The organism is Bacillus sp. RC251, assembly GCF_044908765.1.
Lineage (GTDB): Bacteria > Bacillota > Bacilli > Bacillales > Bacillaceae_G > Bacillus_A > Bacillus_A wiedmannii.
Window position 1 is genome coordinate 65,413 of record NZ_JBIYDP010000010.1, and the last position, 26,979, is coordinate 92,391.

33 protein-coding genes and 1 pseudogene are annotated in these 26,979 nt (G+C 35.9%); 24 read left to right on the forward strand and 10 right to left on the reverse strand.

The features are described from left to right. Position 1: 1 nt before the first annotated feature. Positions 2 to 676, reverse strand: coding sequence for an ABC transporter ATP-binding protein (locus ABH961_RS23125; RefSeq protein ID WP_000609100.1), 675 nt, complete (start codon positions 674 to 676; stop codon positions 2 to 4). Next, positions 673 to 1,776 carry an efflux RND transporter periplasmic adaptor subunit gene (locus ABH961_RS23130; RefSeq protein ID WP_048545709.1) on the reverse strand — a complete coding sequence of 368 codons (1,104 nt, stop codon included), beginning with the start codon at positions 1,774 to 1,776 and terminating at the stop codon, positions 673 to 675. The genes ABH961_RS23125 and ABH961_RS23130 overlap by 4 nt, the downstream gene beginning before the upstream one ends. 211 nt (positions 1,777 to 1,987) lie before the next feature. On the opposite strand from ABH961_RS23130, the gene ABH961_RS23135 reads away from it, so the two are divergent. From ABH961_RS23135 to ABH961_RS23145, 3 genes are all read left to right on the forward strand, one after another. Further along, on the forward strand, positions 1,988 to 2,722 hold the full coding sequence (locus ABH961_RS23135; RefSeq protein ID WP_048545708.1) for a YwaF family protein: 735 nt from the start codon (positions 1,988 to 1,990) through the stop codon (positions 2,720 to 2,722). Between the two features lie 88 nt (positions 2,723 to 2,810). Continuing rightward, on the forward strand, positions 2,811 to 3,677 hold the full coding sequence (locus ABH961_RS23140) for an ABC transporter permease subunit (RefSeq protein ID WP_141520054.1): 867 nt from the start codon (positions 2,811 to 2,813) through the stop codon (positions 3,675 to 3,677). A 1-nt stretch (position 3,678) separates the two neighbouring features. Continuing rightward, complete coding sequence (locus ABH961_RS23145; RefSeq protein WP_098079842.1) at positions 3,679 to 4,683, forward strand: ABC transporter permease; 1,005 nt, start codon at positions 3,679 to 3,681, stop codon at positions 4,681 to 4,683. A 38-nt stretch (positions 4,684 to 4,721) separates the two neighbouring features. Here ABH961_RS23145 and brnQ2 read toward each other — a convergent pair whose 3' ends face one another. The 4 genes from brnQ2 to ABH961_RS23165 all read right to left on the reverse strand — a co-directional run bounded on the left by brnQ2 (position 4,722) and on the right by ABH961_RS23165 (position 7,325). Next, positions 4,722 to 6,038: a branched-chain amino acid transport system II carrier protein BrnQ2 gene (gene brnQ2, locus ABH961_RS23150; RefSeq protein WP_098068529.1), complete on the reverse strand. Its 1,317-nt coding sequence runs from the start codon at positions 6,036 to 6,038 to the stop codon at positions 4,722 to 4,724. A gap of 217 nt (positions 6,039 to 6,255) precedes the next feature. Beyond that, a complete protein-coding gene (cotJC, locus tag ABH961_RS23155) occupies positions 6,256 to 6,825 on the reverse strand; it encodes a spore coat protein CotJC (RefSeq protein ID WP_000265275.1) in 570 nt (189 codons plus the stop codon). A gap of 12 nt (positions 6,826 to 6,837) precedes the next feature. Continuing rightward, entirely contained in the window at positions 6,838 to 7,101 is a 264-nt protein-coding gene (locus tag ABH961_RS23160; protein ID WP_000194492.1) for a spore coat protein CotJB, read from the reverse strand. Positions 7,102 to 7,109: 8 nt separating this feature from the next. Next, positions 7,110 to 7,325, reverse strand: coding sequence for a spore coat associated protein CotJA (locus tag ABH961_RS23165; RefSeq protein ID WP_001046257.1), 216 nt, complete (start codon positions 7,323 to 7,325; stop codon positions 7,110 to 7,112). 48 nt (positions 7,326 to 7,373) lie between these two features. On the opposite strand from ABH961_RS23165, the gene ABH961_RS23170 reads away from it, so the two are divergent. Together ABH961_RS23170 and ABH961_RS23175 are read left to right on the forward strand one after the other, a co-directional pair. After that, the gene (locus tag ABH961_RS23170; protein ID WP_097891327.1) at positions 7,374 to 7,787 is read left to right on the forward strand and encodes a VOC family protein; all 414 of its coding nucleotides are present in this window, start codon (positions 7,374 to 7,376) and stop codon (positions 7,785 to 7,787) included. A gap of 14 nt (positions 7,788 to 7,801) precedes the next feature. Continuing rightward, a complete protein-coding gene (locus ABH961_RS23175) occupies positions 7,802 to 8,581 on the forward strand; it encodes a DUF2935 domain-containing protein (RefSeq protein WP_000440978.1) in 780 nt (259 codons plus the stop codon). A 17-nt stretch (positions 8,582 to 8,598) separates the two neighbouring features. On the opposite strand, the gene ku is transcribed toward ABH961_RS23175, so the two are convergent. Beyond that, positions 8,599 to 9,411 carry a non-homologous end joining protein Ku gene (gene ku, locus ABH961_RS23180; RefSeq protein WP_098079846.1) on the reverse strand — a complete coding sequence of 271 codons (813 nt, stop codon included), beginning with the start codon at positions 9,409 to 9,411 and terminating at the stop codon, positions 8,599 to 8,601. A gap of 349 nt (positions 9,412 to 9,760) precedes the next feature. Between ku and ABH961_RS23185 the strand changes: the two genes are divergently transcribed. The 4 genes from ABH961_RS23185 to ABH961_RS23200 all read left to right on the forward strand — a co-directional run bounded on the left by ABH961_RS23185 (position 9,761) and on the right by ABH961_RS23200 (position 11,504). Continuing rightward, positions 9,761 to 10,042 (forward strand): YkvA family protein, encoded by a 282-nt coding sequence (locus ABH961_RS23185; RefSeq protein ID WP_098079848.1) that lies wholly within the window; start codon positions 9,761 to 9,763, stop codon positions 10,040 to 10,042. 11 nt (positions 10,043 to 10,053) lie between these two features. Beyond that, positions 10,054 to 10,659 carry a DedA family protein gene (locus ABH961_RS23190; RefSeq protein WP_000435010.1) on the forward strand — a complete coding sequence of 202 codons (606 nt, stop codon included), beginning with the start codon at positions 10,054 to 10,056 and terminating at the stop codon, positions 10,657 to 10,659. Between the two features lie 111 nt (positions 10,660 to 10,770). Beyond that, entirely contained in the window at positions 10,771 to 11,139 is a 369-nt protein-coding gene (locus ABH961_RS23195; protein ID WP_064470958.1) for a DUF3992 domain-containing protein, read from the forward strand. A gap of 20 nt (positions 11,140 to 11,159) precedes the next feature. Further along, positions 11,160 to 11,504 carry a DUF3992 domain-containing protein gene (locus tag ABH961_RS23200; protein WP_000525813.1) on the forward strand — a complete coding sequence of 115 codons (345 nt, stop codon included), beginning with the start codon at positions 11,160 to 11,162 and terminating at the stop codon, positions 11,502 to 11,504. Between the two features lie 57 nt (positions 11,505 to 11,561). On the opposite strand, the gene ABH961_RS23205 is transcribed toward ABH961_RS23200, so the two are convergent. Further along, positions 11,562 to 11,945, reverse strand: a complete 384-nt coding sequence (locus ABH961_RS23205) for an S-Ena type endospore appendage (protein WP_306637751.1) — start codon at positions 11,943 to 11,945, stop codon at positions 11,562 to 11,564. On the opposite strand from ABH961_RS23205, the gene ABH961_RS23210 reads away from it, so the two are divergent. The 4 genes from ABH961_RS23210 to ABH961_RS23225 all read left to right on the forward strand — a co-directional run bounded on the left by ABH961_RS23210 (position 11,830) and on the right by ABH961_RS23225 (position 15,268). After that, a complete protein-coding gene (locus tag ABH961_RS23210; protein ID WP_306472351.1) occupies positions 11,830 to 12,087 on the forward strand; it encodes a hypothetical protein in 258 nt (85 codons plus the stop codon). The genes ABH961_RS23205 and ABH961_RS23210 overlap by 116 nt on opposite strands. A 251-nt stretch (positions 12,088 to 12,338) precedes the next feature. After that, entirely contained in the window at positions 12,339 to 14,801 is a 2,463-nt protein-coding gene (locus ABH961_RS23215) for a LamG-like jellyroll fold domain-containing protein (RefSeq protein ID WP_141520055.1), read from the forward strand. Between the two features lie 80 nt (positions 14,802 to 14,881). After that, positions 14,882 to 15,085 (forward strand): hypothetical protein, encoded by a 204-nt coding sequence (locus tag ABH961_RS23220; protein WP_000391504.1) that lies wholly within the window; start codon positions 14,882 to 14,884, stop codon positions 15,083 to 15,085. A 12-nt stretch (positions 15,086 to 15,097) separates the two neighbouring features. Beyond that, positions 15,098 to 15,268, forward strand: coding sequence for a hypothetical protein (locus tag ABH961_RS23225; protein WP_001174844.1), 171 nt, complete (start codon positions 15,098 to 15,100; stop codon positions 15,266 to 15,268). A gap of 28 nt (positions 15,269 to 15,296) precedes the next feature. On the opposite strand, the gene bcaP is transcribed toward ABH961_RS23225, so the two are convergent. Then, positions 15,297 to 16,700, reverse strand: coding sequence for a branched-chain amino acid transporter BcaP (gene bcaP, locus ABH961_RS23230; protein WP_098079852.1), 1,404 nt, complete (start codon positions 16,698 to 16,700; stop codon positions 15,297 to 15,299). 180 nt (positions 16,701 to 16,880) lie between these two features. On the opposite strand from bcaP, the gene ABH961_RS23235 reads away from it, so the two are divergent. The 9 genes and pseudogenes from ABH961_RS23235 (at position 16,881) to ABH961_RS23275 (ending at position 24,730) form a co-directional block, all read left to right on the forward strand. Further along, positions 16,881 to 18,104: a cation:proton antiporter gene (locus tag ABH961_RS23235; RefSeq protein ID WP_098079900.1), complete on the forward strand. Its 1,224-nt coding sequence runs from the start codon at positions 16,881 to 16,883 to the stop codon at positions 18,102 to 18,104. A 125-nt stretch (positions 18,105 to 18,229) separates the two neighbouring features. Further along, complete coding sequence (locus ABH961_RS23240) at positions 18,230 to 18,544, forward strand: hypothetical protein (protein ID WP_001223248.1); 315 nt, start codon at positions 18,230 to 18,232, stop codon at positions 18,542 to 18,544. A 29-nt stretch (positions 18,545 to 18,573) separates the two neighbouring features. After that, positions 18,574 to 19,437, forward strand: a complete 864-nt coding sequence (locus tag ABH961_RS23245; protein ID WP_048545687.1) for a MurR/RpiR family transcriptional regulator — start codon at positions 18,574 to 18,576, stop codon at positions 19,435 to 19,437. A gap of 310 nt (positions 19,438 to 19,747) precedes the next feature. Then, the gene (gene murQ, locus ABH961_RS23250; RefSeq protein WP_098079854.1) at positions 19,748 to 20,632 is read left to right on the forward strand and encodes an N-acetylmuramic acid 6-phosphate etherase; all 885 of its coding nucleotides are present in this window, start codon (positions 19,748 to 19,750) and stop codon (positions 20,630 to 20,632) included. Positions 20,633 to 20,656: 24 nt separating this feature from the next. Next, entirely contained in the window at positions 20,657 to 22,021 is a 1,365-nt protein-coding gene (locus ABH961_RS23255; protein WP_098079856.1) for a PTS transporter subunit EIIC, read from the forward strand. Between the two features lie 48 nt (positions 22,022 to 22,069). Continuing rightward, positions 22,070 to 23,131: pseudogene (locus ABH961_RS23260) on the forward strand (DUF871 domain-containing protein). Between the two features lie 152 nt (positions 23,132 to 23,283). Then, the gene (locus tag ABH961_RS23265) at positions 23,284 to 23,688 is read left to right on the forward strand and encodes a DoxX family protein (RefSeq protein WP_098079857.1); all 405 of its coding nucleotides are present in this window, start codon (positions 23,284 to 23,286) and stop codon (positions 23,686 to 23,688) included. A gap of 155 nt (positions 23,689 to 23,843) precedes the next feature. Continuing rightward, positions 23,844 to 24,245: a nuclear transport factor 2 family protein gene (locus ABH961_RS23270; RefSeq protein ID WP_048545680.1), complete on the forward strand. Its 402-nt coding sequence runs from the start codon at positions 23,844 to 23,846 to the stop codon at positions 24,243 to 24,245. Beyond that, positions 24,245 to 24,730: a PRK06770 family protein gene (locus tag ABH961_RS23275; RefSeq protein ID WP_098048670.1), complete on the forward strand. Its 486-nt coding sequence runs from the start codon at positions 24,245 to 24,247 to the stop codon at positions 24,728 to 24,730. The genes ABH961_RS23270 and ABH961_RS23275 overlap by 1 nt, the downstream gene beginning before the upstream one ends. A gap of 33 nt (positions 24,731 to 24,763) precedes the next feature. Here the strand turns inward: ABH961_RS23275 and ABH961_RS23280 are convergent, their stop codons facing one another. Then, a complete protein-coding gene (locus ABH961_RS23280; protein ID WP_098642584.1) occupies positions 24,764 to 25,675 on the reverse strand; it encodes a DMT family transporter in 912 nt (303 codons plus the stop codon). A 205-nt stretch (positions 25,676 to 25,880) separates the two neighbouring features. On the opposite strand from ABH961_RS23280, the gene ABH961_RS23285 reads away from it, so the two are divergent. Together ABH961_RS23285 and ABH961_RS23290 are read left to right on the forward strand one after the other, a co-directional pair. After that, entirely contained in the window at positions 25,881 to 26,375 is a 495-nt protein-coding gene (locus tag ABH961_RS23285; RefSeq protein ID WP_048545677.1) for an Lrp/AsnC family transcriptional regulator, read from the forward strand. Positions 26,376 to 26,503: 128 nt separating this feature from the next. Next, positions 26,504 to 26,959: an N-acetyltransferase gene (locus ABH961_RS23290; RefSeq protein ID WP_048545675.1), complete on the forward strand. Its 456-nt coding sequence runs from the start codon at positions 26,504 to 26,506 to the stop codon at positions 26,957 to 26,959. The last annotated feature ends 20 nt before the right edge of the window (positions 26,960 to 26,979 follow it).

Genomic DNA, 26,979 nt, shown 5'->3' on the forward strand with positions numbered 1-26,979 from the left:
ATCAACCTCTCCAATCTTGGACGATATTTCCGTCACGAATTACAATTTGACGTGCTGCAGCTTCTCCGATTTCACGGTCATGGGTAATCATAATGATTGTTGAGCCTTGTTTATTTAATTCGTAAAAGAGATCCATAATTTGTGTACTTGTTTTCGTATCAAGTGCTCCCGTCGGTTCATCGGCTAAAATGAATTTTGGGTTATTTACGATTGCACGTGCAACAGCGACACGCTGCTTTTGTCCACCTGATAATTCATTCGGTAAGTGAGTAGCGCGATCAGCTAAACCGACTTTTGTTAAAGCAGCTAATGAGCGCTCACGTCTTTCCTTTTTATCGACTCCAGCGTAAATAAGAGGTAGCTCTACATTTTGAAGTGCTGTAAGTCTCGGTAATAACATGAAGTTTTGGAATACGAATCCGATTTCTTTATTACGAACATGTGCAAGTTCTGTTTCAGACATGTTTGAAATGTTTTGTCCAGCTAGTTCGTACGTACCTGTCGTCGGTTTATCTAAGCAACCGATAATGTTCATTAATGTTGATTTACCAGAACCAGAAGGTCCCATAATAGAAGTGAATTCTCCTTGGTTCAGTGTTACGTCAATTCCGTGTAATATTTGAACGGATTCTGCACCATTTTGGAAGGATTTCGTGATGCCTTTTAAGTTAATCACTGGGCGACAACCTCCATACCATCTTTTAAGTCTTTTTCAGGTTTAGAGATAATTTCCTCTCCTTTTTTCACTCCAGAAACTTTTGCTTCGCTATCAGTCTCGAATTCAACAGTAACTGCTTGTTCTTTCGCTTTACCGTCTTTTACAACGAAGACAACATTTTTGTCACCTTTTTTCACGATACTGCTTTTCGGAACAATTGTACCAGTTGCTTCGCCAGATTTACTTGTTACGTAAACGTGGAAGCCGTTTTGTAGTTCGTCACTATTATCTAAAGTGACAGTGAATTGATAGTTAGAAACAGTTTTATTTTCATCCATGCTCTTTAATGGTGTAGAACCGATTTCTGTTACTTTTCCTGTCCAAGTCTTACCAGCGACAGTTTTTGATGAAACAGTTACTTCTTGCCCAACTTTCATACTAGCAAGCTCATATTCAGAAAGTTGACCTTTTACCTTAAATTGACCAGCGTGACGAAGAGTAATTCCGCTCATACCTGTTTTTTCGTCAGCAGTTTTCACGATATCATCAATTACGCCATCAGCAGGACTTGTTACAGAAAGTGTGTTTACTTTCTCTTTTGCTGCTTTAATCATTTCATCAGCTTTTTCAACTTCAAACTTTTTCATTTCAATTTGTGATTCTAATTGCCCAACTTCAACTTCTGATGCTTTTAATGCTTCAGCAGGAAGACCTGAATTTTTATCTTTTTGTAATTTTTGTTTCGCCGCATCAATTTGTTTTTGGAACAATGTTACTTCTTTTTGTGCGATTTTCTTTTGCATTTCTGCTTCTGTTATGCCTTGTTTCGCAGTAGGGTCATTATATTTAAAAAGGAGCTGGCCTTTTTTTACTTCATCCCCTTTTTTTACAGCTAATTCATACGTACCTTTTGTTGGATCAAATGAAATTGTTTCGATGCCGTTTGGAATGACTTCACCGCCAAATTTTTGCGCGTTTTCAATTTGTTTTTCTGTTACTTTATATCCGCTATATGCCATTGCTACTTCTGAACTACCGCCAGCAAATGCAAAATATGATCCAGCTGCAATACCGATTGCTACTACACTAGTAATTAACACTTTATTTTTCTTCTTCATCTATTTATCACCTTTTCGTTCGTTTTAGTATCTACATTCAGTATAGAAGAGGTGAAGAATCTGACAAATCGTTTTAGCTTACAATAACCTTACAGTTTTGTAAGGTATGAATATGTAAATGTAAGGTAGAGCTTGTCCTAGTGTAAGCAAATGAATTGACTCGTCGTTTCTTTCTTACAATAATATTGTATGAAAGAGAGGAGGAGGTAAGATGGAAGCTTATTTTAGTGCGCATCCATTAAAACCATTTATTCCATACTCAAGGCAACACGTCCTTATATTATTTATTATGTTGGTGGGGATATTTTTTCTGTATCAATACCAAGGTATATTACGGCAAAGTGAGTGGAATATAACGGTTCGATATGCGATTGCATTTTTATTTGTTGGGAGTGAAATTGGGCTCCATATGTGGGAATGGAAAGCGGGGATTTTTGAACTTGGCACTTCATTACCATTTGAGCTATGTACGATTAGTTTATTGTTAGCATCGATTATGATTGTAACGAAAAGTTACCGCATATATGAGATTGTATTTTTTACAGGGATTATCGGTGCATCACAAGCTATTTTAACGCCGAACGTGCAATATGCTTTTCCGCATTTTCGCTTTATAGAATTCTTCGTTGCACATGTATTACTCATTTGGGCACCACTCTTTATGACGTGGGTAGAAGGATATAGACCGACCTTGCAATCAATTAAGCGTACGATGATATTTTTAAACATAATAATTCCAATCGTTTCTTTTGTGAACTACAAAACAGGTGGCAATTATATGTTTTTAGCTCGTAAGCCAGAAACTGCTTCATTACTCGATATGTTAGGGCCACACCCTTACTATATTATTTCATTAGAAATAGCTGCGCTTATTGGATGTTTTATTTTGTATATGCCGTTTGCGAAAAGAGAAGGGCATGCGCATAAAGAATCACTAGGATCATAACCTAGTGATTTTTCTATATAAATATTTACAATTCAGAAAATTGAGAATAAAATTAAGAGGTAAATTATATAAAGAGAGAAGGGAAAACGTGGTCAAAAAAGTTTTTCTGAATGGGATGGAAGTGACGGTTCAATTTATTATTTCAATTTTGGGTATTATTTGTTTAGGGGCACTGCCAAAGTTATTTTACGGATTTGAGCTGCATGCATCACAGTACATAAAGAGTTTACAAGAAGTGTTTGTGAATTTAATGGATATCTCCAAATTTAAATATGTGGGAGATAAATTTTTATTTCCGCAGTTGTTTGTCCACTATAAAGAAACAATTGTTATATTTTTAGCTGCTTTTTTCATTTCATTATTTGTAGCATTTTGTATTGTTTATGTCATTATGAGTAGTTCACCGCGTATACAACATCGAATTAAATCATTTCTTATCTTCCTAGAATCTATTCCAGACATTTTACTTATTTTAGTATCGCAAATTTTAGTTGTATGGGTTTTTAAACAAACAGGCTTTTTACCTTTTCAAATTGCTTCAATTGGAGGCGAGTCGATTAGGGGGTTGCCAATATTGTGTTTGAGCATCCCGACTACGATTATGTTTGTAAAAATGGTCGTGCTTCGTTTTGAAAATGAACTAGAAAAAGATTATGTACTATTTGCTAAGGCGAAAGGGCTGGGGCGCTTTCATATTTTAAATCGTCATATTTTACGAAATGTGTTGCTTAGTACATTATTCTTTGCGAAAACGAATATCTTTTTTATGTTATCTAATTTATATATTATAGAATGGATTTTTAATACGGGTGGTATTTTTATGTTTTTGAAATCGTATTTCGGTATTAGAGTTGAGGTTTTCATCGTTAGTGTGCTGCTTATATATATTCCAATTTTTATTTTGTTTAAATTGTTTCATTATCTCATTCCGGCTGCGATGAAGGAGAGATTATAATATGTGGACGTATATAAAACGCGATAAAAGATTTTGGATAAGCATTGGGTTTCTTCTCATATTAGTTCTTTTGAGCATCGGAAATACGATATGGAATGATGGACATATTAGACAAGTTACATTGCAATATGATGCGGATGAAAATCCACAAGTACCACCGTTTTCACCTTCATTCCAATTTTTACTTGGGACAGACCGGAAAGGATACGACTTGTTACATTTAGTCATTGAAGGTGCGAAGTGGACAATTGGTATATCTATTTTAATTGCGGCACTTAGAATGGTGATAGGTGTGTTTTTCGGTGTCGTACTCGGAACATATGTAAAAAGAGGTTTTTCAAAAATTGAGGCATTTTTTGATAGTTTTACAGTTATTCCAACAGTTATGATTGCATATTTTTTTCTTCAATCTGCAAATGCATTTGGGAGTGGAGAGGAAACAACAACCTTTTTTGAAAGGGCTTCGTTTCAAGTTTTATTACTTGTAATGCTTGTGATGCCAGTTATTGCACTGTATGTTGCGAAGGAAGTCCGTAAGTTGAGAACCGAAGAATTTATTGAAGCTGCGTACATATTGGGTGGATCGAGAAGGCACATTGTTATAAAGCATATTTTCCCGCATCTCTATATGACGTTTATACTTGTATTTTTTCAGCAGTTTACGCAAACTCTTACTATTTTACTCCACTTAGGATTACTTGAAGTGTTCTTTGGTGGAACAGTTACGTTTGGTGGACATATAAAAGAGGTGGAATCTTATACACATGAATGGTCAGGTTTAATTGGAGTCTATTTTAGATCATTAACAGTGAATCCATGGATTCCTCTCGTTCCCATTACATTTTTTGGACTTACTATTTTTTCAGGAAATATGATTGTAAAAAGTATAGAAGAGGCGATGATGAAAGTAAGATTAGGGGGAGAGATAAAGAAGGACGCTATAGAAGAGGAACAATCTGCTGTGCAGTCAAAAGAAGAGTTATTTACTTTTAAACATACGATGTGAAAAGAAGCAAGCATGGATTTCATGCTTGCTTCTTTTCTTTATTTTGTAGAAACTTCACCTTCAGCTTCTGTTTGAGGAATATAGTATCCGATTATACCACCAATGATTGCTGGAATAATCCAACCGATTCCTAAGTTATAAAAAGGAATGGTGTGTACGATATTAGCGATAAAACTTGGTATCAATTCCACATTATCAAGTGCATGAATACAGCTAATAATGAATGCTGCGAGCATTGATCCGATGTAGACAGAAGGTTTACGTTTCGTATATTTATCAATAAATGATACGAAAATTAAAATGATTGTAATTGGATACAAAATGATTAATACAGGTAATGTAATTTTGATTAATAAGCTTAATCCTAAGTTTGAAATAACGAAGCTAAAGATACAAACGTATAGTACGAGTTTCTTATATGAAACATTTGTTAATACTGTTGCGAAATAGTTGGCGAATGCACTTACAACGCCAATTGCTGTCGTTAAACAAGCGGAGATAATGGCAATACTTAATAAAACATTACCGCTTGTCCCAAAGAATTGGTACATAACAGTAGCTAATAGTTGACCACCGTTCTCGAATTGTCCCAAGTTTCCGTTTGAAGCGCCGATATAACCGAGTAAGAAATAAACAATTGTTAAGAATAGGGCTGCAATGCTTCCACAAATAATTGTATATTTCGCAATCGATTTTTTCTCTTGTATACCGTTTTGGCGAATTGCATTTACAACAATTGTTGATAATACGAGAGCACCAATTGCATCTAACGTTAAAAATCCTTCAAGAAATCCTTTGAAAAATGGAATTTCTTTATAGTCACCAACAGGTTCTGCAAACGTTCCTGGTGAAAGAATCGCTTTTGTTGCCATAATTGCAATAATTCCAAGTAAAATGGGTGTTAATATTTTTCCGATATGATCTACTAATTTTGATGGATTTAATGATAAGAAGTAGACGACTGTAAAGAAAATCGCACTAAAGATTAACATAGAGTACCATTGGTCCGGGAAAAGTGGTGCAATCCCAATTTCGTAAGATACAGATCCAGTTCGTGGAATAACAAATAGTGGGCCGATTGAAAGATAAATAATGATAGCGAATATTGCTGCGAATTTTGGATGAACGCGGCTTGCTAAAGTGTTAAAACTACCACCGGCAAGGGCAACAGCGACGATAGCTAGTAAAGATAAACCGACGTCTGTAATAATAAATCCTGTAATGGAAATCCACATGTTTTCTCCGGATGAAAGACCGAGAAGGGGCGGGAAAATCATATTACCAGCACCGAAGAAAACTGCGAATAGTAATAAACTAATCGAAAGTATTTGCGCTGGTTTTAAAGTTGTACGCATATAAAGAAAATCCTCCTAATGAGTGTTTTTGTCGAAAATTCAAATAATTTGTCGAGTAACTGTTACTATTTTAAAGGTCTGATGACTAGAAAGCAATAGGGAATTTTGAAAATATTAAAAAATAATACATTAAATCGAATAAATATACTATTTATATCTTTAATAGGAAGGATTTAACTTTTAACGTAAAAAAACACATATCACTAGGATACGTGTTTTAAAAAAATATTTTTTTATCACGTTCTTCTTTTAAAATTTCAACTGCTTCTCGGAAACGTTGTGAATGAACAATTTCTCGTTCACGTAAGAAGCGTAGGCTGTCATTTATATCTGGATCATCTGATAAGTTAATGAGCCATTGATATGTTGCGCGTGCTTTTTCTTCAGCTGCGATATCCTCGTATAGATCGGCAATTGGATCACCTTTAGCCTGTATATAGGTTGCAGTAAATGGAACACCAGCAGCATTATGGTAATGAAGTGCACTATCATGATCAACATAATGAGGATCAAGTCCAGCGGCTTTCATTTGTTCAGGAGTTGCATCTTTCGTTAGTTTATAAACCATCGTAGCAATCATTTCAAGGTGAGCAAATTCTTCTGTACCAATATCAGTAAGTAGGCCAATGACTTTATCAGGAATTGTATAACGTTGATTTAAGTAGCGTAGTGCAGCAGCTAGCTCGCCATCTGCACCGCCATATTGCTCAATTAATAATTTTGCAAGTGCTGGATTGCAAGTTCCCACTTTAACTGGGTATTGTAATTTCTTTTCATAAATCCACATAGTTTCTCTCCTTTATATTTGCCATGGCCAAGGACCTTTGCTCCATTCCCAAGGAGCATTGGAATAGCTGTTTCCAAACTGTTGGAGTGGCCCGTATTTTTCTTCCATCTTTTGTTTTAATACTCGCCGTTTATAGGAAAAATCATTAAATTGATTAATCGCAGCGGTGTCATCTGGATGTGTATCTAAATAAAGAGTGAGTTCAACTAGTACAAAGTCCAGTTCTTGAAGCTCCAGTAAAAGCTGATAGTATTCTTCTGGTAGCGATTGAGTCACGTCAGTAGTCACCGCCCTTTTTTATAAGGATTTTCATAATAGTCATAAAAAACAGGCCATAAAGTCCCTTTTTGTAGAGCTTCTTTTGGCGTGAATTGTGGTAAGTTTGGCGGTTGAAAGCCTAAAAATAAATTAGGAGGAGTAGAATAATATTTTTTTCCGATAGGAGGACAAGGGTCGAGAGGACTATGATAGGGCACGAATGATCTCATATATTTATTCACGAATAAACCTCCTTAAATGTTCATTACTACGTATTGTATTCAGACATAATGAGCATTTATGACACATATAAAAAAGTAATAAGTACAGGGGGAATGAATGTGGAGAATGTAAAGAATTTAATTGTGTTAGAAGTAAAGAACTTAAAGGAAACTCTGTATTTTTACGAAGGGATTTTAGGAATAACACCTAGTTCAGAGAGGCCGCAATTAGATATTACAGGGGTTTGGTATGATACTGATTCAACGAGAATTAGTTTTGTTATGAATCGCAGTTTGGGAGGGCGTGAGAAGAGTGTTACGGACTCAGTTGATGTTCTAACGTTTTCAATTTCTAACATAGAGAATGTAAAGAAGAGGTTAGTATTTTATAAAATTGCATATACAGAAAATAAAAGTGAGAAAAGTATTGTAGTACAAGACCCAGATGGATATAAACTTCAAGTGGTAGAGAAGGATGAATAAACGGAGGGGATTTAGTGGAGAGAAATTATGAAGAAAGTGCGTTGTTTGAGCATCAATTTTGGCTAAAGGTACTTACTGATCATGCACAATTTTTACTTGATGCATTAGCTCCGAAGGAAAAAGAGGATATAAAAAAAGCTACTTACTTTGTTGAAACATTTACGAATTTGTTAAATAAAGTTCGGAATGTGAATCTGATGGCATTCTCAAAAGAGGCAGAACAAGCTGCTAAGGAAATTCGGACGTTTAAATTAAGTATTATACAGAAGCAGTTGGAAGGGAAAATTACTATTCATTTTACACCAACCTTTATTAATCATATGGTAAACGAAGTGGAAGAGTATATAACGGTTTTAGAGTTTTTGAAGAAAGGGGAAGTTCCGCCTGTTTTTCATGAATTGCATTATCATCTCGTTTGGTTAACGGATGCGGCTGGTCATGCGGGCTCTATTTCTGGTGGGCTAGATCTTGTTGAAAAAAGATTAAAAGAGAAAAGCGAAGAATTTACGAAGCATTTTGAACAATTTTACTTAAAGGCAGTTGAGATGACTGGGTATTTACGAACGGAGCTTCATCATTTTCCAGCATTAAAGAAGTTTACAAAAGATGTTTCACTTGAATTGAAATTATTTTCGCATTTTTTACATGAAGTGGAAGAGCTCGAGTTATCGCATGAAGTATTAAGTGCACTATCAGCTAGAATGGCAGATCATATGGCAAGAGAGGAATGTTATTATTTATTAAAATTAGCTCAATCATCTGGACTCGAAATGCCGAAATGTAATCCGCTTTAAAGAACAAGAGGTCAATTTCATTTGGCCTCTTGTTCTTTTTTGTTTTCTCTTTTTATTTTTGCTTGTTCAATGCTTGCCTGTAATGTCTCCATAATATTAATGATGTTCGGAGCTGGAGAGATTGTTTCAGTTTTTTCCTGTTGTTCAATTTTATTCTCGATTAATTCGGTAAGGGCTTCTGCATATTCATCTATATACATTTCTTGTTCAAAAGGATTTGTAAGGTGGTGGATTAAATTAATTGCTGCGGTGAGTTCTTGTTTTTGGATAGGGTAATTTTCATTACTTGGTAAGTTAGGTGTATTTGTTATATCGCGAATTTCATTAGGGTAGTGGATGGTTTGTAACATAAGTCCATCTTCAAAGTTACGGATAATAGCTAAATGTTGTTTTTTTCTAATAGAAATATGAATAAGCCCAAGTTTATTTGTACGTTCAAGAGCTTCTTTTAATAATAAATATGATTTTTCATATCCTGGGGTAGGGCCTATAAAATAAGAACGGTCATAAAGAACAGAATCGATTTCGTTATTTTGGATAAAAGATATAATACGAATGGATCGTGGTTCGTGAGCTTTTTGCAACGCAGCTAATTCTTTTTCATCAATAATGATGTATTTATGAGGTGCATATTCATAGGCTTTTACAATATCTTTATCATCAATTTCTTCATCCGTACAATCAGGAGCAAATTTTTTATATTTAATAGGTGTTAAGCATTCTTTATGGAGACTTAAAAATTTTATATCGGTTTCTTCTACGGCGCTATATAGTTTAATTCCTATATTTAATAGTCCAAGTGAAAGTGCACCTTTCCATACGGTATGCAAATGAAACCTCTCCTTTCATTCAAAAATGATTATGTATATTATGAGATAGTAAGAAATTTCCTATACGTTTTTTGTTTTTTACGGAAGGGTAAGCAGGAGGGATTGGATATAAAATATATTGACAAGCCCTCTGAAATATTTTAATGTGAGTGTATAAAATTGTGTATAAAGGGGAGTAACTTATTACAGTAAAGTCGTCATTACAGGGAGAAACCCTCGGCTTTATTGGCAACGTTTCGTTGTTAGTGAGACCTTTACCAGCAATGGTAAAGGCCCCTTATTGTCTTTTTTAGGACCCTTACCATAGTTGGTAGGGTCCTTTTTGTATACAAAGAGAGGAGAAATAAAAATGAAAAAACTTATTAGTAGATTAAGAGTTGTATTTCATGTCCGTCGTTTCGTTCCATTTCTATTTGACTTTTTTACTTCAAAAGAGGTTTCAATAAAGAAGAAAATTTTATCTGTTGCTTTTTTAGTTGGGTATGTTGCGATGCCGCTCGATTTAATTCCAGACTTCCTGCCGTTTATCGGTATTTTAGATGATATTGGAATTGTGTTATTCATTTTGAACAGAATTGTAAAAATGGCGCCAGTTCGATTACAAGAAAAGCATAACGTAAACGTAGGATAGGAGTTAAAAATATGGAGCAAATTATTTTAGATATAATTGAGTTTTTAAAGCAGTTTTCTTATTTTGGAGTTGTGTTAGCATTAACGTTTGAATTTATTCCAGCAGAAGTAGTGTTGCCCATGGTTGGATATTGGGTGTACGAGGGGGATATGAATTTTTGGCTAGCTGTATTAGCTGGAACACTTGGCGGAACGACAGGACCATTAACGTTATATGCACTCGGTTATTACGGTGGTCGTCCTCTATTAATAAAGTACGGGAAATACTTCTTTATTAAAGAAGAACAAATTCAAAAAGCAGATGATTTCTTTGAGAAATATGGACCAGTTGTAGCATTTGTTGGACGCTTTGTACCGGGAGTTCGAACGCTTATTTCTGTTCCATGTGGTATGGCAAAAATGAACATATGGAAATTTAGTATATATACATTTGTAGCAATGTTCCCGTTAACGACTTTGTATATTTATTTTGGGATGAAATTAGGTCCGCATTGGGCAAAAGCGGCGGATGTTGTTGGACAATATATGCTACCGATATTACTAGTCGTAGTTATTGTTGTAGGTGGTATTTTAATCTATAAATTTATGAAAAAAAGAAACAGAACGGAATCTATCTAGTCATTAGTACAGAAGTTGTCTTATTTTTTGAAAATAGATGAATAGTACAGGCAAAAGACTCTAAAGGACATACACATATAGGGAATAAAAAAAGAGAGAGGGGAAACAACTATGTCTTGTGAGTGCTCAGGGGCTGCATTAACTTGTTGTCCAGATAAAAATTATGTACAAGATAAAGTGTGTAGTCCGTGGTCTGCTACTGTAGTTGCAACAGCAATTGATAATGTTCTTTATACAAATAATATTAACCAAAACGTAGTTGGTACTGGTTTTGTTAAATATGATGTTGGACCAGGCCCAATTACTGTAGAGGTGCTTGATTCTGCTGGTACTGTACTAGATACACAAACATTAAATCCAGGAACGAGTATCGGATTTACGTATCGTCGCTTTGATATTATACAAGTCGTGTTACCTGCAACACCTGCTGGAACGTATCAGGGAGAATTTTGTATTACAACACGTTATCCACTTTCATAGCAGAATAGGAGAGGATCAAAATGGGAATGAGAAGTTCCAGTTTGTCTTGTTGTTCTAATAAAACACTTGTGCAAGATCAAGTATGTACAGACTGGTCTATTACAGGTGCTGGTACTCAAATTGTATATACGAATAATATTACACAAGAAGTATATGGTTCAGGTTACGTGAAATATGATGTAGGGGCGGCTCCGATTACAGTTGATTTTTTAGTAGGCGCTACGGTAGTTGATACTGTTACTGTTCAACCGCAAAGTAGTGGTACTTTCACTGTACGATATTTTACAACTGTTCGAATTACTACGACAGGCACAACTGTTAATCAAGGAGAGTTTTGTATTACTGTACGTTACCCGATTTCATAAAAAAGCATACCGTAAATGGTATGCTTTTTTTATTGAGGAAGTAATGAAATTAGTATTTTATAAGCAACATGTAAATTGACAACAGTACTTACCTTCTAAATATAGTGAAGGATTACTTTGTATATTGATAATCCTGACTGATTGTAAGTCTTTTCCTGTGTATGATATTGTATTACCAGGAAACACAGTGAAAACATTAGTTGCTGCTCCAACGATTTGAATTGTAATTGCTTCTGTGCTGCTAGTACTATTGTAAACCGAGACATTACCTGATATAAGTAGTATTCCATCACTTTGCCACAGTATCATTGATTGTGATGCATCTTTGACAGAGGAGATGGTGTTATTCGTTATGAGGAAATTCCCTGCAAATTCATTAGTTACTCGCTCGCAACTTGGATTTGGAGGAGGGGGCGGTGGACAAGGTTCTGGACAAATGATAGATAAAGGAGCGAAACAGCCAATATTTTTTTGTTTCTTCAATACAACCCCTCCTTTTAAGTTGTCTTTTACTATTATTAAATGTAGAAGCATGGCCGATGTGTTAAAAAAGAAGGAAATGCTAAAAATTAAGATTGTCTAATAGGCTTAAACCTTAACTTATCATTAGTGTTATAGAAAAGATTATATGTGAATCATCATAGGAAAAGAATGACCAGGCTCTTTTAGACAAAAGGTGGTTGTATACAATAGTACGAGGAATGTTGGACTTAACTTCTAATTAACTGTATATTTACAAAAATCTAATAAAATTAATTTGTTATTTAAACGGCATTAATATGTTTTAGATAAAATAGCCCTTGTAATGAATCAATTATTATGAGGAGGATTCACGTGGAAAGAACTATTTTACGAAAAGTAAAAGGCCTTATTGGATTATTAATGGTTTTTGTATTAGCGTTTGTATCATTTCCGTGGAGTACATCAGTCAAAGCGGAAGAGAAGAAGCAAGAAAAGGCACCAAGTGAGAAGAAGATCGTTTTTCCAGTCGTAAGTGATGTACATATTAAAAATAGTGGAACGGATGATACGTTTCGCTGGAAACGAGCAATCGAGCAACTTAATACACTTGCACCTAAACAAGATGCGTTCGTAATTGTGGGAGACTTTACTGATTCAGGATCGGTACAACAATATGATCGTTTCATGCAAGTATATAATGAAAATGCAAATAAAGATGCGGTACGAATGAATTCTCTAGGCAATCATGATTATTGGAACGGTTTAACTGTAGAGGGAGCGCAGAAACGTTTCTTAGAAAAAACAGGTATGGAATCGATTTACTATCATAAAGTGGTGAAAGGGTATCACTTCCTTGTAATGTCTCCAGAGGATGGGACAACTCACGGATATTATTCAGACAAGCAAATTAATTGGTTAAAAGAAGAGATGGCAAAAGCTCAAAAAGATGATCCAGAAAAACCAATTTTCGTATTTTTACACCAACATATTAAAGATACAGTATACGGTAGCCAAGAATGGGGAACAAAAGATAGTGCGAAAATTAATGAGGTATTAAAACAATACCCACAAGTTATTACGTTTTCAGGTCATTCACATTATCCGTTAGATGATCCAAGATCGATTCATCAAAAAGACTTTACATCAGTTGGCACATCTTCAGTAAGTTATATGGAGGTTGAAGGTGGTAAAGTACAAGGAAATATCCCGTCAGGAGCTAGTACATTAAGCCAAGGTTTATTAGTAGAAGTAGATGATAAAGAAGTAACGATTAATCGCCGTGATTTCCATACAAATTCTTGGACAGGTGAGCCTTGGAAAATTAAATTACCATCAAAGAAAGACACATTTACACATGTAGAAGATCGTGATAAAGAAAAGCCATACTTTGCAAAAGATGTGAAGTTGTCGGTATCAAATGTAACAGAAAATGCAGCAACAGTAACATTCCAGCAAGCGTTGGACAACCTTCTTGTTCATTCTTACCGTGTACAAGCGAGAGATAAGCAAACGGGAGAAATAAAGAATAAATTGTTAGCATTCTCAGAGTTTTATCGTGATCCAGTGCCGAAAGAACTGACATTTACGCTTGCAGGACTAGATGGCGGGAAAACATATACACTGGAAGTCGTTGCGATTGATTCATTCGGCAACGAAAGTGTACAACCATTAACGGCAGAGATTACTACGAAAAAAGATAATATTGACCCGAATGTGAAAGTACCAAAGGCGGATGTTTTTGATGTAAACTTTGCAGATGGTACATTTAAAGACAATTCATCATTTGGTACAAAAGGTGATGTTAAGGGTAATGTGACTATTGAATATGATAAAGTGTTGAAAAAGAATGTTATGAAGCTAAACGGAAAAGCAAATACATTTGGATACCTTCCGTTTTCAGCAGCACAAAAAGAGAAAGTAGCAAATACATTTACATTAGAAACTGTGTTTTCAATGAATGAAATTCGCGGACAAGGTATTTTACAAAATACAGAGAGCGGCGGAATTGGTTTTGAATCTACAGGAAGTGGTTATGTAGAATTATGGGCTCATATTGGTGGAAGTTATAAACGTGTTGGCGTTCAATTAGAGGCAAATAAAACGTATCATTTAACAGGAACGTATAACGGAAGTGAAGTAGCAATTTACGTAGATGGTAAAAAAGTAAATAGCCAACCAGCTACAGGGAAAGTATATCACCCGAACGTACCATTTGCGCTTGGGGCAGACCCTGATAGTAATGGGAATGGTGGTATCCCGCTAAATGGACAAATTGCGCTTGCAAAATTATATAGTAAAGCATTAAGTTCTTCAGAAGTATTAGCAGCGTATAATGAGTTTTCTAATCGTACAAAATTAGAGCAAGTAAACGCGTTATATGAAGAGCTTGGGAAAGTGAAAGAAGTGTTAGCTGGTACGTATGAGTTTGGTGACAAACCAGGTCAATATTCAAAGGAAGCATTTCAAGCACTAGAGAAAAGCTATAACACTGCAAAGCAAGCATTTGAAAATGTAGGAAGTACTGGAGAGCAGATCGTTCAAGCGTATAACGAATTAAAAACAGCTAATGTAACATTTGTACAATCTAAAGTAGCAGAAGAAAAACCGAAAACACTGAAAGAAAAATTACAAATCAATATTGAATCTGCAAAAGCAGTAGTGAAAAAAGCGCAAGCTGCAAATGTAACGGACGGTTCAGTGAAATCATTGAGTCAAAAAATTACAGTGGCAGAAGCTGTATTAAAAGATGCGAAAGTAAAAGATACACAAGTAGAAACGATGAATCGTACGATGGAATATGCGATTTCACTCGTTGAAAAAAGCATAAACAAATAAGAGAGAAGAGAAAGAAGCTTATCATGATAGGCTTCTTTTTTGTTATACTAAAAGTAGCATAGAATGAAGGAGCGAATAATTTGGAAGAGAAAAAGCTAAAAAGAATTCTTGAATATGTATGGATCGCGGTTGTGCTCCTTGTAGGATATTATTTCTTAAAAGAGAAAAGTATATGGGTTCTATTTTTAATGACGTTTTTATTAGCGGGTTTAGGCACGTTATTTATTAACTTCTTCTTTGATAGTTTAAATGCATGGAAGAAGAAAAAGAAGGGAACGAAGTAAAGGAGGGAACATATGCAAAAGTGGAAGCTTATATATCAGGTGATTATTTTCCTATTGCTTGTAGGTATTGGCGTTTTTAAATACGCTACACCGATAGGAAATTGGGCATCGTTTACAGCTTGCATCGGCATATTTTTCATTTTACAATCGTTAACGAAAAAATATAATAATACAGAAAGATAGCTCACCGTTTTATCGGCGAGCTATTTTGTTATGCTTTTTTCTCTTCATCATTTGTTTTTTCAGTAGCTAAATGGCTATGTTTTCTAGAGTAGAAGAAATAGAAGCATAAGCCGACTAGAAGCCAAACTGCAAAGCTTATCCATGTCGTTTTAGACAAATTGATCATTAAATATAAACAGCAAAGAATTGCAACAACTGGTAATACAGGTACGAAAGGGGTACGGAATCCGCGTTTTAAATCAGGATGTGTTTTTCGTAAAATAAGTACAGCGCAGCAAACGAATGTGAATGCTGTTAACGTACCGATGTTTACTAAATTCGCTAGTAAATGTAAGTCTAAAAGTCCTGCTAATAAAGCTGACACAACACCAGTAATCCACGTGTTTAATAAAGGGATTTTTACTCTTTTATTTACACGTGCTAACGCTTTTGGAAGTAAACCGTCGCGGCTCATTGCATACGAAACGCGAACTTGTCCATACATAACGACTAAGAGAACGGTTGTCATTCCAGTCATCGCCCCAACAGCGAGTAGTCCTGCAATTGTATCTTCGCCAACGAAATGTAAGGCAAACGCAACCGGATCAGAAACATCTAATTGTGTATACGGAACCATACCTGTTAAAACGAAAGATACAATCATGTATAAAACAGTACAAATAAGAAGGGAACCGATAATGCCAATTGGTAAATCGCGCTGTGGTTTTTTCGTTTCTTCTGCAGCGGTTGCGATTGCATCAAAGCCTAAGAAGGCGAAGAATACAGTGGCAGCCCCAGTAATGATACCGTCGTATCCGAATGGAATGAACGGCGTCCAATTTTCAGGTTTTACATATTTTGCCCCTGCTACGATAAAGGCGATAATAACAGCTAACTTAATAAGAACCATAATATTATTAATGCGTGCGCTTTCGCGTATACCAAAACTTAAAAGACCTGTAATGAGTAGTAAAATACAAACAGCCGGTAAATCGATAAGACCACCTTTTCCTACGCCAGGGGCCGAGGCGATTATGGCGGGCAGATGAACGTTAAACCCTTGTAGTAAAGATTGTAAATAACCAGACCAACCGACAGCTACTGCCGCGACTGCAAGTAAATATTCTAGCATTAAACACCAGCCGACGATGAAGGCGACGACTTCTCCGACTGTCATATATGCGTAAGTGTACACACTTCCTGAGACAGGAATAGAAGAAGCAAATTCAGCATAACAAAAGGCTACACAAGCACAAGTAAATGCAGCAATAAGGAATGATAACATAATACCAGGACCAGAATGTTTCGCTGCGACAATACCTGTTAATACAAAAATCCCTGTCCCAATTACGGCGCCAATTCCTAAAAACGTTAAATCAAGTGCAGTTAATGTTCTATCTAACTGCCGTGGTGATTCAGTACTAAGCGGTTTTTTTCGTAATAATGACTTCACTTTGGACTCTCCCCCCGTTTTTTCATTTTCATAACTGCGAATATAGTATGAGCCCACTAGAAAAGAGTATGTAAGTAAATGGAGGTACAGTTATGGTAGGTTGTTTTTTAAAATTGCTGGATTAATTTTAATATAATTCAGAATATTTTGTCAAATAAAAATGTGACAAATAAAATGCGAATGAATAGGGGAAACTACTGGCAGGAATGGACGAGGGTTAACAGAGTGACAAAACCACTCATAAAAGTTTTACTTTATAAAGTAGGAGAAGATGTTATGTTATTTTATTTTGAACTTGTCGTCATTTTACTTTGTACGAAATTAGCTGGTGATATTAGCGTTAGGCTTGGCCAGCCTTCTGTACTTGGTAAATTAATCGTTGGTATTATTATCGGTCCGGCTGTGCTTGGTATTATTAATAGTTCTGAATTGATCGATGAACTGAGTGAAATTGGTGTTTTACTACTTATGTTTATGGCAGGACTTGAAACAGATTTAGAAGAGTTAAATCGAAATTTGAAATCTGCATTCGCAGTAGCGATGGGAGGAATTATTTTCCCATTCCTTGGTGGGTATTTAGCGGGACTTGCATTTGGAATGTTACAGTCGCATGCGATCTTTTTAGGGTTATTACTTTGTGCCACTTCGGTTAGTATTTCTGTTCAAACACTAAGAGATTTAGGGAAAATGAATACGAGAGAAAGTACGACGATTTTAGGGGCAGCTGTATTTGATGATGTAATTGTTGTTATTTTATTAGCATTTGTGATGAGTTTTTTAGGCACACAAGATGTAAATGTAACGCTTGTCATTGCAAAGAAAATTGTCTTTTTTGTCAGTATCGTTTTCATCTCTTGGAAAGTTGTTCCATGGATTATGAAAATGCTCGTACCACTTCGCGTAACAGAAGCGTTAATTAGTGCAGCTCTTATTATTTGTTTCTCATTTTCGTATTACAGTGAAATGATGGGGATCGCAGGTATTATTGGGGCATTTGCAGCCGGAATTGCCATTTCGCAAACAGAGTATAAGCACGAAGTAGAACATAAAATTGAACCGATTGCTTATGCAATATTTGTACCGGTGTTCTTCGTAAGTATTGGAATGGAAATTACATTTCAAGGTATCGGAAGCCAGCTTTGGTTCATTATCATCATGACGCTTATTGCAATTTTTACAAAGTTAATCGGATCAGGTTTAGGAGCAAGACTGACAGGGTTCAACCTTCAATCTTCTATTAGTATTGGTGCGGGGATGGTTTCGCGCGGAGAAGTGGCGCTTATTATCGCAGCGAATGGACTTGCGGCGAATTTATTAGCGAAAGAAAATTTCACAGCGATTGTTATTGTTGTTATATTAACGACGATTATTACGCCGCCGCTTTTGAAAAAATATTTTGTATAGAGAGGAAGAGCTTATCTGATGTAGGTAAGCTCTTTTTTTATTGGAAAAAGCAATAGTCATATAGCATGAATAGGTTGTAATTATGGTAAAATCTACGTATATGATAAGTCGAGGAGAGAAAATGTTTGAGGATTACGAAGGGGAAGGTTATCGGTGTAATCATACTTATTGCGCTATGTATACCATTTACTGCATGGAAAGAGTCAAAAGTGAAAGACTTTCCTGTTTCTATTTTTTCTTCCTATGTAGAAGACGAAAACCCGAAAGACTATAATTACACTGCTTTTGTACCTGACTTTGCAATTTGGATACATGGATGGGAAAAACAGCGATCTGAAGGTGAAATAACGTCATATAAAAAAGGGGATCGAACTGTAATTGTTCACCATCCTCCTGGCGATGATGGTTTTTATCTTTTTGAAGCAAGAGAAAATAAGTGAAAGCAACCGTAAGAAGTGGAGGTTAAATAGTGAAAGCTTCAACATTACTATTTAAAATTGAAAGTAATATGGATCAATTTTCACCAGCTGAAAAGAAGGTTGCCATGTACATAATGGGGAATGCAGAAATTGTTCCGAACTTAACGACGAAAGAAGTGTCAACGAATGCGGGCGCAAGTGAGGCGAGTGTTGTTCGCTTTTGTAAGTCGATTGGGATTGGAAGCTTTAAAGCATTTAAAATCGCGCTCGTTCGTGAATTGACGATTGCTGATTATAATATTAATGATTTTTCAGTTATGAATACGGAAGATGGACCGTATGACTTGTTTAATAAAGTTACGTATGTGAATAAAGCTGCAATTGAGGCGAGCGTTACCGCGATAGATAAAAAGGAACTTGAGAAAGCTGCAGATCGTATTGTAAATGCAGATAAAATTATATTTTATGGAGTAGGCGGATCAGCTACTCCTGCGATGGACGGGGCTTATAAATTTACAAGGCTCGGATTTACAGCGATGATGCTATCAGATTTTCATATGATGTTGCCGCTTGTGACGAATTTAAAAGAGGGCGATATATTTGTTGCCATTTCAACATCTGGTCGTACGAAAGATGTACTTGAAATGGCGCAATATGCGAAGAGACAAGGTGCAACAGTTATTGCGATTACAAAGCTTGACCAATCATCACCTTTATATAAAGAAGCGGATATTCGTCTTTGTATGCCAGATGTAGAGCAAGATCATCGTATTGCAAGTATTGCTTCGAGAATGACACAACTGAATATGATAGATGCTTTATATGTGATTACTTTCAACCGAATTGGTAATAACGTATTGGATCAATTTATGGAGACGCGAGAAGAAGCGTTGCGGTTACGGAAGTTAAAGTAGAAGAAAAGATGAGGAGACTCATCTTTTTTTATCCCGCTATTTGCCGGGCAGTAAGACCCCCACTTCAAAATTCAGCGGAAGCAAAGAAAGTTAGGTGGGGGTCGGGCTGCCCGTAAAAGCCCGATTGGTGAGGGCTAATAATCAGTGGGGATGAACAAAACCCCACTGATTAAAGTTTCACTTTATTATCTTTGACAAAAATATGTCATGTCGTGAAATTTAATTTCATAAAATAAGAAAGAGTTATTGATTTTTAGTTTCTTAAAGTTATAATAAAAGTGTGAAATATAATTTCAAAGCGGGTGATAATATGTTAGAAAATTTATCGACAGAACATCGTAATGAGAAGACGATGAATCTGGATGAGATGAGCATAAAAGAAGTGTTACAAAGTATGAATGAAGAAGATCGAACTGTTGCGTTAGCAGTTGAAAATGAGATAGAAGAAATTGAAAAGGTTGTACAGACTGTTATTAAATCTTTTGAAGAAGAGGGACGTTTAATTTACATTGGGGCTGGTACAAGTGGTCGTTTAGGTATTTTGGATGCGGTGGAATGTCCGCCGACATTTGGAACAGATGATAAAATGGTGCAAGGATTTATAGCAGGTGGATTGAAAGCGTTTACTAAGGCAGTGGAAGGTGCAGAAGACCGCGAAGAGTTAGCAGAAGAAGATTTAAAAAGTATTGGATTAAACGAGAAAGATACAGTGATTGGAGTTGCGGCAAGTGGTCGAACTCCTTATGTAATTGGCGGTTTGAAGTACGCAGCTAGCGTGGGAGCGAGCACGGCGAGTATTTCTTGTAATAAAAATGCTGAAATAAGTAAATATGCAAAACTAAATGTGGAAGTAGAAACAGGCGCAGAAATTTTAACAGGCTCGACGCGTTTGAAGGCTGGTACAGCACAAAAATTAGTACTTAATATGATTTCAACAGCTTCTATGATTGGGGTTGGGAAAGTATATAAAAACTTAATGGTAGATGTTCAATCTACAAATGAAAAGTTAGTAGAACGATCAAAACGAATTATTGTGGAAGCGACAGGGGTTAGTTATGAAGTAGCAGCAGAGTGTTATGAAAAAGCAGAACGTAATGTGAAAGCTGCGATTGTTATGGTGTTATTGCAGTGTGAGTATGGGGAAGCACTGGAAAAGTTAAAAGAAGCGAAAGGGTTTGTGAAGAAGGCACTATAAAATAATAGGGAGGGGGATTCTATCATGAAGAAAGAAGAGAGAATGGCCAAAGAGATTTCAGAGCAACTTGGGGGAGTAAAAAATATTCGTGGCATTGCTCATTGTATGACGAGACTGCGATTAACGCTTCATGATGAAAGTAAAGTGAATATGGACCTTTTGAAAAAGGTTGAAGGGGTTATGGGCGTTATTGAAGATGAGACGCTTCAAGTTGTTGTTGGCCCAGGGACAGTAAATAAAGTAGCTGCTGAAATGGAAGGTTTAACGGGACTGCGAATTGGTGAGGTGGCAGATCATCATCTTGAAGATCTTGGGCAAGAGATGAAGTCAGAGATTAAGAAGAAAAATAATACACCAGTGAAAAACTTTTTACGAAAAATAGGAAGTATTTTCATTCCGTTAATTCCAGGTCTTGTTGCGTCAGGTATTATAAACGGGGTCGCTAACTTTGCGAAAAACGCAGGTGCTGATCCGAATGCAACGTGGCTACAAATGCTACTACTCATTGGTGGCGGTATCTTTACATTCTTAGGAATTTTAGTCGGCTGGAATACAGCGAAAGAATTTGGCGGGACACCAGTTCTTGGGGCGATCGCGGGTATTTTAATTTTTAACCCGGCGATGGCGAACGTAAAGTTATTTGGTGAAGCGCTCGTACCCGGACGGGGCGGATTGTTTGCAGTTATTTTTGCAGCATGGCTTATGGTTGTAGTAGAAAGACAAGTTCGAAAAGCAGTGCCAGATGCAGTTGATATTATCGTGACACCGCTCATTACTGTGTTAGTCGTAAGTATTGTAACGATGTTAGCCATTCAACCGGTAGCAGGTTTCTTATCTGAAGGAATTACAAGCGGAATTAATGGTATTTTAAGTATTGGCGGCGCATTTGCGGGAGCAGTACTTGCTGGAACATTTTTACCTCTCGTTATGGTCGGATTGCATCACGGTTTAACACCAATTCATATGGAGTTTATTAATCAAACGCACGTAACGCCTTTATTACCAGTACTAGCAATGGCTGGCGCTGGGCAAGTAGGAGCCGCGATTGCCATCTATGTAAAAACAAAAAACAAACGACTTCGTAACGTAATTAAAGGTGCATTACCAGTTGGATTTTTAGGAATTGGCGAACCGTTATTATACGGGGTTACATTACCACTTGGGAAACCGTTTCTTACAGCTTGTTTAGGTGCAGCAGTTGGCGGTGCATTCCAAGCAGTTATGAAAACAGCTGCACTAGGAATCGGTGTATCAGGATTATCATTAATTCCGTTAATTGCTGATAATAAATATTTATTATATTTCCTTGGATTAGTAGTGGCATATACTTTCGGATTCATCTTTACGTACTTCTTTGGATTCAAAGAAGAAATGGCAGAAAACATATAGAGAAAGGGATTCCTTTCTCTTTTTCTATTCATAGAAAGGGAGATTCATATGATAGGAGTTTCAATTTATCTTTCAAAAGAACGAGTAAAGAAGCAAGAAGAGTGGCTAAAAGTAGCGAAGGAAAACGGGTTTTCATCTATTTTTACATCACTTCACATTCCTGAAGATGATCCTGGTACATATAAAGAGCTAATTCAAATACTTGGGAAACAAGCTCTTGAAAATGACATGGAATTAATGGCCGATGTTTCTCCAAAATCGTTACACCATTTAGGGATAACGTATGAAAATGTGGAGGAGCTATTAGGCTGGGGCATTACAGGCTTAAGAATGGACTACGGCATCAAGCCGAAAGAAATCGCACGCGTATCTCATAAAATGAAAGTAGCTTTAAATGCGAGTACGATTACAGATTCATTTTGGAAAGAGTTAATCATAGAAAATATAAAAGTAGAGAATGTAGAAGCGTGGCATAATTTTTATCCGCGTCCAGAAACAGGACTAGCAAAGTCCTTTTTACAAAAACAAAACGAATACTTACATGAGTGCGGAATAAAAACGATGGCATTTATTCCGGGAGATGATGAAAAACGTGGTCCGTTATATGAAGGCTTACCAACGTTAGAAAAGCACCGAAATATGCGCCCGCTTGAAGCGTACTTAGAACTTGTACAACATTGTGGTGTCGATAAGGTGTTAATCGGGGATATAAGCGGAAGTGTAGAAAGTGTACAAGAGATAGCGAGTGCGAGTAGAGGAATTATTTCACTGCGGTATAAATCGTTTATATGCGATAAAGAAGCATTAAAAGTGGCATACAAATAGACTAGATCCAGCTCGTGATGTCATTCGTTCAGTTGAATCAAGAGAAGGAAATAAAGTGATTTTAAAGCCGATGCATACAATTGCAAGAAAGAAAGGCAGCATTACAATTGATAATGAATTGTACGGTAGATATGCAGGAGAGATGCAAGTTGCCACACATGATTTGCCTAAAGATGAGAAAGTGAATGTTGTTGGCATGGTTGTAGAAGAGGACTTGTCTTTATTGCCGTATGTTGGCGCTGGAAAAATGTTTCAACTTTTTTGTGCAATAGAGTAAAAGCTTGAATTAGCACTATTTTGTAGGAAAACATTATCCGTAAAAGGGATAATGTTTTTTGTTTTCTTAAAAAAAGTATTTGACGAATGAAATGAAATACCGTATTGTTTTGACTTGTAAATAAAAGTTCACCATAACAAAACAAAAAGGAGAGTTCAAAATGAACCAATATATTGGGAATTTAATTATTCGTATCGTGTTAGGAGTGACATTCTTTGCGCACGGTTTAGCGAAGTTTCAATCAGGTATCGATAACGTAGCAGGATGGTTTACAAGCATCGGCTTACCAGGGGGTCTTGCATATGGCGTAGCAACAGTTGAATTAGTTGGTGGTATATTATTAATTATCGGTTTAGGCGTAAGATATGTAGGACTATTATTCGCTCTTATTTTAGCTGGAGCTATCGTAAAGGTAAATGGAGCAGCAGGTTTATTAGGAGATGGAAAGAATCCAGGGTATGAATTAGATCTTGCATTATTAGCAATGGGTGCGTATTTATTCGTTGTAAAAGCAGAAGGATATGTAGATTGCTTCGTAAAAGAGAAAGTAATGAAAGCGAAGTAGACTTATTTATAAATTGTTGACTTGAATCATAATTGTAACTATAATGATTACAACTGGTGGATTAAGAATAAAACAATTTAAATATTTTTTTACACAAGATGTAACGTTATTGGTTACATCTTGTGTAAAAAATAAATAAAACGGGAGGAAGTAATATGCCTAAATCAAATTTAGAAATTATTCGAAGCACGTATGAAGGGTCAGCTTCTTCAAATGCAAAACATTTAGTAGAAGCCCTCTCTGAAAAAGTAGAATGGACAGAGGCAAAAGGATTCCCTTATGGGGGAACTTATATAGGTGTAGAAGCAATAATGGAAAATGTATTTAGCCGATTAGGATCAGAATGGCATGATTATAAAGCGAGTGTAAATATGTACCATGAAGTAAACGGAAAAGATGTAATTATTGCTGAAGGTGTTTATTCAGGAGTTTATAAAGAAACGGGAAAATCATTTGAAGCAGAGTTTGTTCATGTATGGCAACTAGAGAATGGAAAAATCGTGAAGTTTAAGCAGTATGTAGATAGTCATATTGTTAAGGAAGCGATGAAGAGCTAATGCTTTTTAAATGGATTGTAGGAATATGTATTACAATTATAGTAATCATCTCGTCTATAGTTGGCGGAAAGAAATTGCTTGCATATGTGGAAAAAGAGAATAAAAATATTCAAACCCAGCAAGCGGAAAACGAAAAAGAGAAGAAAGTTGCAGAAGAATCTCCACAAGCTAGTGAAGGTGAAATTATTTCTACTATGCATAAAATGGTGCACCAAAAAGTAAAATCCTCTGAAAAATGGGGATTTTTAGAAATGACAAAAAAGGAAATTTTTAATGTAAAAAGAGATATTGAAAATAGTACAGGTTTTCAATATAAAATGAAGTTATTCTCTATTATAAATAGATGGGAAAAAGGAGATTTTTCTCAAACTGTTGAGGAGCACAACTTTTTATGGAGCCTTCAAGGTGGAGATACTGGCAAGGCGACGGAACGTTTATCACTAGAAGAGGAAAAGCAGTATATAAAAGAAATGAAGAGTAAATAAAAACATCGCCACTCGGATGACGATGTTTTTTCATTAATAATGTTTTCGCATTAAAGCTCTAGTTGGCTGAACAGTAACCGTTTTGAAATGAGAAAATAAATAACATCCCGTCACAACGATCATTGTCCCGAAAATTTGTATCCACGTTAGTTCTTCTCCGAGGAAAAGAAATGCTAAAATAGCTGTGAAAATCGGATTGAAGTTTAGAAAAATACCGGATGTAGTCGCTCCTAATTTTTGCACGCCAATATTCCAAAACACCATACAAAGAACTGTGGAAATAAGCCCAGTATATAAAAGTGATGTTAGGAAAGAAGTATTAATATTGGAAACGGTGAAGCTCCCTATGTTAAATGGCAGTAATAGAATAACGCCGAAAATTCCTGAATATAATGTTGCCATGATTGGTGTCGTTGTTTTTGTTGCCCATTTACTACAAACAGAATAGATTCCCCAAATACAAACAGCCGCAATCATCCATAAATCGCCGCTATTAAAATGTAGTGAAAATAAAAATGCAAAGTTACCTTTTAATAGGACAAGAATAACTCCAAAGAATGAAAGAACCATGGATAGGATTTGAAGTGTATTTACTTTTTCTTTTAGAAATAAAACAGAAAATAATGCAATTGAAATCGCATTTAATGTAGAAATAAGCCCTACATTCGTTGCGGATGTTTTTTCTAGTGCTAAAAATTGAAAGATGTTAAAAAGAGCGACCCCTGAGATTCCCATTAGTATTAACGGAAGTATTGCCGCGCGAGGTGGAATGATTTTCTTTTCTTTAAACCATACCATCGGTAATAAACAAACGATCGCAATCATCCATCTTAAACTTGTTAGTGTCATCGGAGACGCGTGATCAACGAGTGACTTTCCAACGACGAAATTTCCCCCCCATAATAAGCTCGTTAGTAATAGTAAAAAGACATAAAAATAAGGCATATTAAAATCCCCTTTGTTGTAATCAATATGAATTGTAAATAATTTTAGCATTTTTCTTTGTTGTGTAATATATTCTTTTGTATAATGGATAAAAGTTGATAAAATGTTTTGTTTTGAATAATATTTACGGAATGATATTCAGTTTTATGTAAGGTGTAAGGTGTTTTTTCGAATAATCATCGGTAAGAAAAAAGGGGGCATTGTAATGGAGTCGTCTGTTATTAAAGTGTTAGATGATTTAGATGTACAAATTTTAGATATATTGCAGAAGGAGTCACAAGTAAGTAATGCAGAGCTAGCACGCCGCGTTAATTTATCACCAGCTGCGATGCATGCGAGAATAAAAAGATTAGATGGAGAAGGGTTCATTGATAAGCAAGTAGCCATTTTAAATCAAGAAAAGCTTGGTTTTGATTTGTTATGCTTCATTTTTATGAGTACAAATATTCATCAATCGGATAAACTTGACGTGTTGGAGAAAGAATTAGAGTCGATGCCAGAAGTGTTAGAATGTCACTGTTTAACAGGAGAATATGATTATTTATTAAAAGTTGCAAATCGTGATCGTAAAGAGCTGGAGCAGTTTATTCGAAAGCTGAATAAGCTTGGTATTACAAGGATACAGACGAGTTTAGCACTTCGTGAAATTAAATATTCGACGGTATTGCCGATACGAAATGAGGAACCGAGCATCGATTAGATTGCTTGGTTTTTTGTTTGTATAAAGTGATTGACGGGGAGAAAAGAGAGATGTATTATTATATAAAATTATGTATTAAAATTCAATTTAGGTTATAAATATTAATATCGGGGACAAGGGGATATAATATGAAAATCTTTAATGCGGTTACGAGTGATGTGAAAGAAATTTATAGTCTTATTGAAGCTTATGCAAAAGAAGGAGTAGTTTTACCACGTTCTCTTTTATCTCTCTATCAATATTTACAGTGTTTATATGTTGTGAAAGAAAGCGATGAGATTGTTGGGGTTGCTGGTTTACATGTGTTAGGGGAGGACCTTGCAGAAGTCCGGTCGTTAGTCGTCTCGCATACATATGCAGGGAAAGGAATCGGGCGTATGTTAGTGAACCATGTAATAAATGAGGCAGCGAAAATAAAAGTGAATAGAGTCATTTCTTTAACATATGAAACGGAATTTTTTCAAAAGTGCGGGTTTGATTTTGTGAATAGAGATGCGTTACCAGAGAAAGTATGGATCGATTGTAGACATTGTCCAAAGGTGGATTATTGTGATGAGGTGGCGATGATTCGATATGTTGGGTGAAGTTTTCAGAGAAAAAAGGC

Bases quoted from the DNA above. Each gene is read 5' to 3' on its own strand.
- ABH961_RS23225 (WP_001174844.1), top strand. From the start codon at position 15,098: ATGCAAAAGTGGAAGCTTATATATCAGGTGATTATTTTCCTATTGCTT.
- murQ (WP_098079854.1), top strand. From the start codon at position 19,748: ATGTTAGAAAATTTATCGACAGAACATCGTAATGAGAAGACGATGAAT.
- ABH961_RS23255 (WP_098079856.1), top strand. From the start codon at position 20,657: ATGAAGAAAGAAGAGAGAATGGCCAAAGAGATTTCAGAGCAACTTGGG.
- ABH961_RS23130 (WP_048545709.1), bottom strand. From the start codon at position 1,776: ATGAAGAAGAAAAATAAAGTGTTAATTACTAGTGTAGTAGCAATCGGT.
- ABH961_RS23145 (WP_098079842.1), top strand. From the start codon at position 3,679: ATGTGGACGTATATAAAACGCGATAAAAGATTTTGGATAAGCATTGGG.
- ABH961_RS23195 (WP_064470958.1), top strand. From the start codon at position 10,771: ATGTCTTGTGAGTGCTCAGGGGCTGCATTAACTTGTTGTCCAGATAAA.
- ABH961_RS23290 (WP_048545675.1), top strand. From the start codon at position 26,504: ATGAAAATCTTTAATGCGGTTACGAGTGATGTGAAAGAAATTTATAGT.
- ABH961_RS23280 (WP_098642584.1), bottom strand. From the start codon at position 25,675: ATGCCTTATTTTTATGTCTTTTTACTATTACTAACGAGCTTATTATGG.
- cotJC (WP_000265275.1), bottom strand. From the start codon at position 6,825: ATGTGGATTTATGAAAAGAAATTACAATACCCAGTTAAAGTGGGAACT.
- ABH961_RS23275 (WP_098048670.1), top strand. From the start codon at position 24,245: ATGCTTTTTAAATGGATTGTAGGAATATGTATTACAATTATAGTAATC.
- ABH961_RS23135 (WP_048545708.1), top strand. From the start codon at position 1,988: ATGGAAGCTTATTTTAGTGCGCATCCATTAAAACCATTTATTCCATAC.
- ABH961_RS23190 (WP_000435010.1), top strand. From the start codon at position 10,054: ATGGAGCAAATTATTTTAGATATAATTGAGTTTTTAAAGCAGTTTTCT.
- ABH961_RS23235 (WP_098079900.1), top strand. From the start codon at position 16,881: ATGAATAGGGGAAACTACTGGCAGGAATGGACGAGGGTTAACAGAGTG.
- ABH961_RS23170 (WP_097891327.1), top strand. From the start codon at position 7,374: ATGAGCATTTATGACACATATAAAAAAGTAATAAGTACAGGGGGAATG.
- ABH961_RS23200 (WP_000525813.1), top strand. From the start codon at position 11,160: ATGGGAATGAGAAGTTCCAGTTTGTCTTGTTGTTCTAATAAAACACTT.
- brnQ2 (WP_098068529.1), bottom strand. From the start codon at position 6,038: ATGCGTACAACTTTAAAACCAGCGCAAATACTTTCGATTAGTTTATTA.
- ABH961_RS23185 (WP_098079848.1), top strand. From the start codon at position 9,761: ATGAAAAAACTTATTAGTAGATTAAGAGTTGTATTTCATGTCCGTCGT.
- ABH961_RS23265 (WP_098079857.1), top strand. From the start codon at position 23,284: ATGAACCAATATATTGGGAATTTAATTATTCGTATCGTGTTAGGAGTG.
- ABH961_RS23285 (WP_048545677.1), top strand. From the start codon at position 25,881: ATGGAGTCGTCTGTTATTAAAGTGTTAGATGATTTAGATGTACAAATT.
- ABH961_RS23270 (WP_048545680.1), top strand. From the start codon at position 23,844: ATGCCTAAATCAAATTTAGAAATTATTCGAAGCACGTATGAAGGGTCA.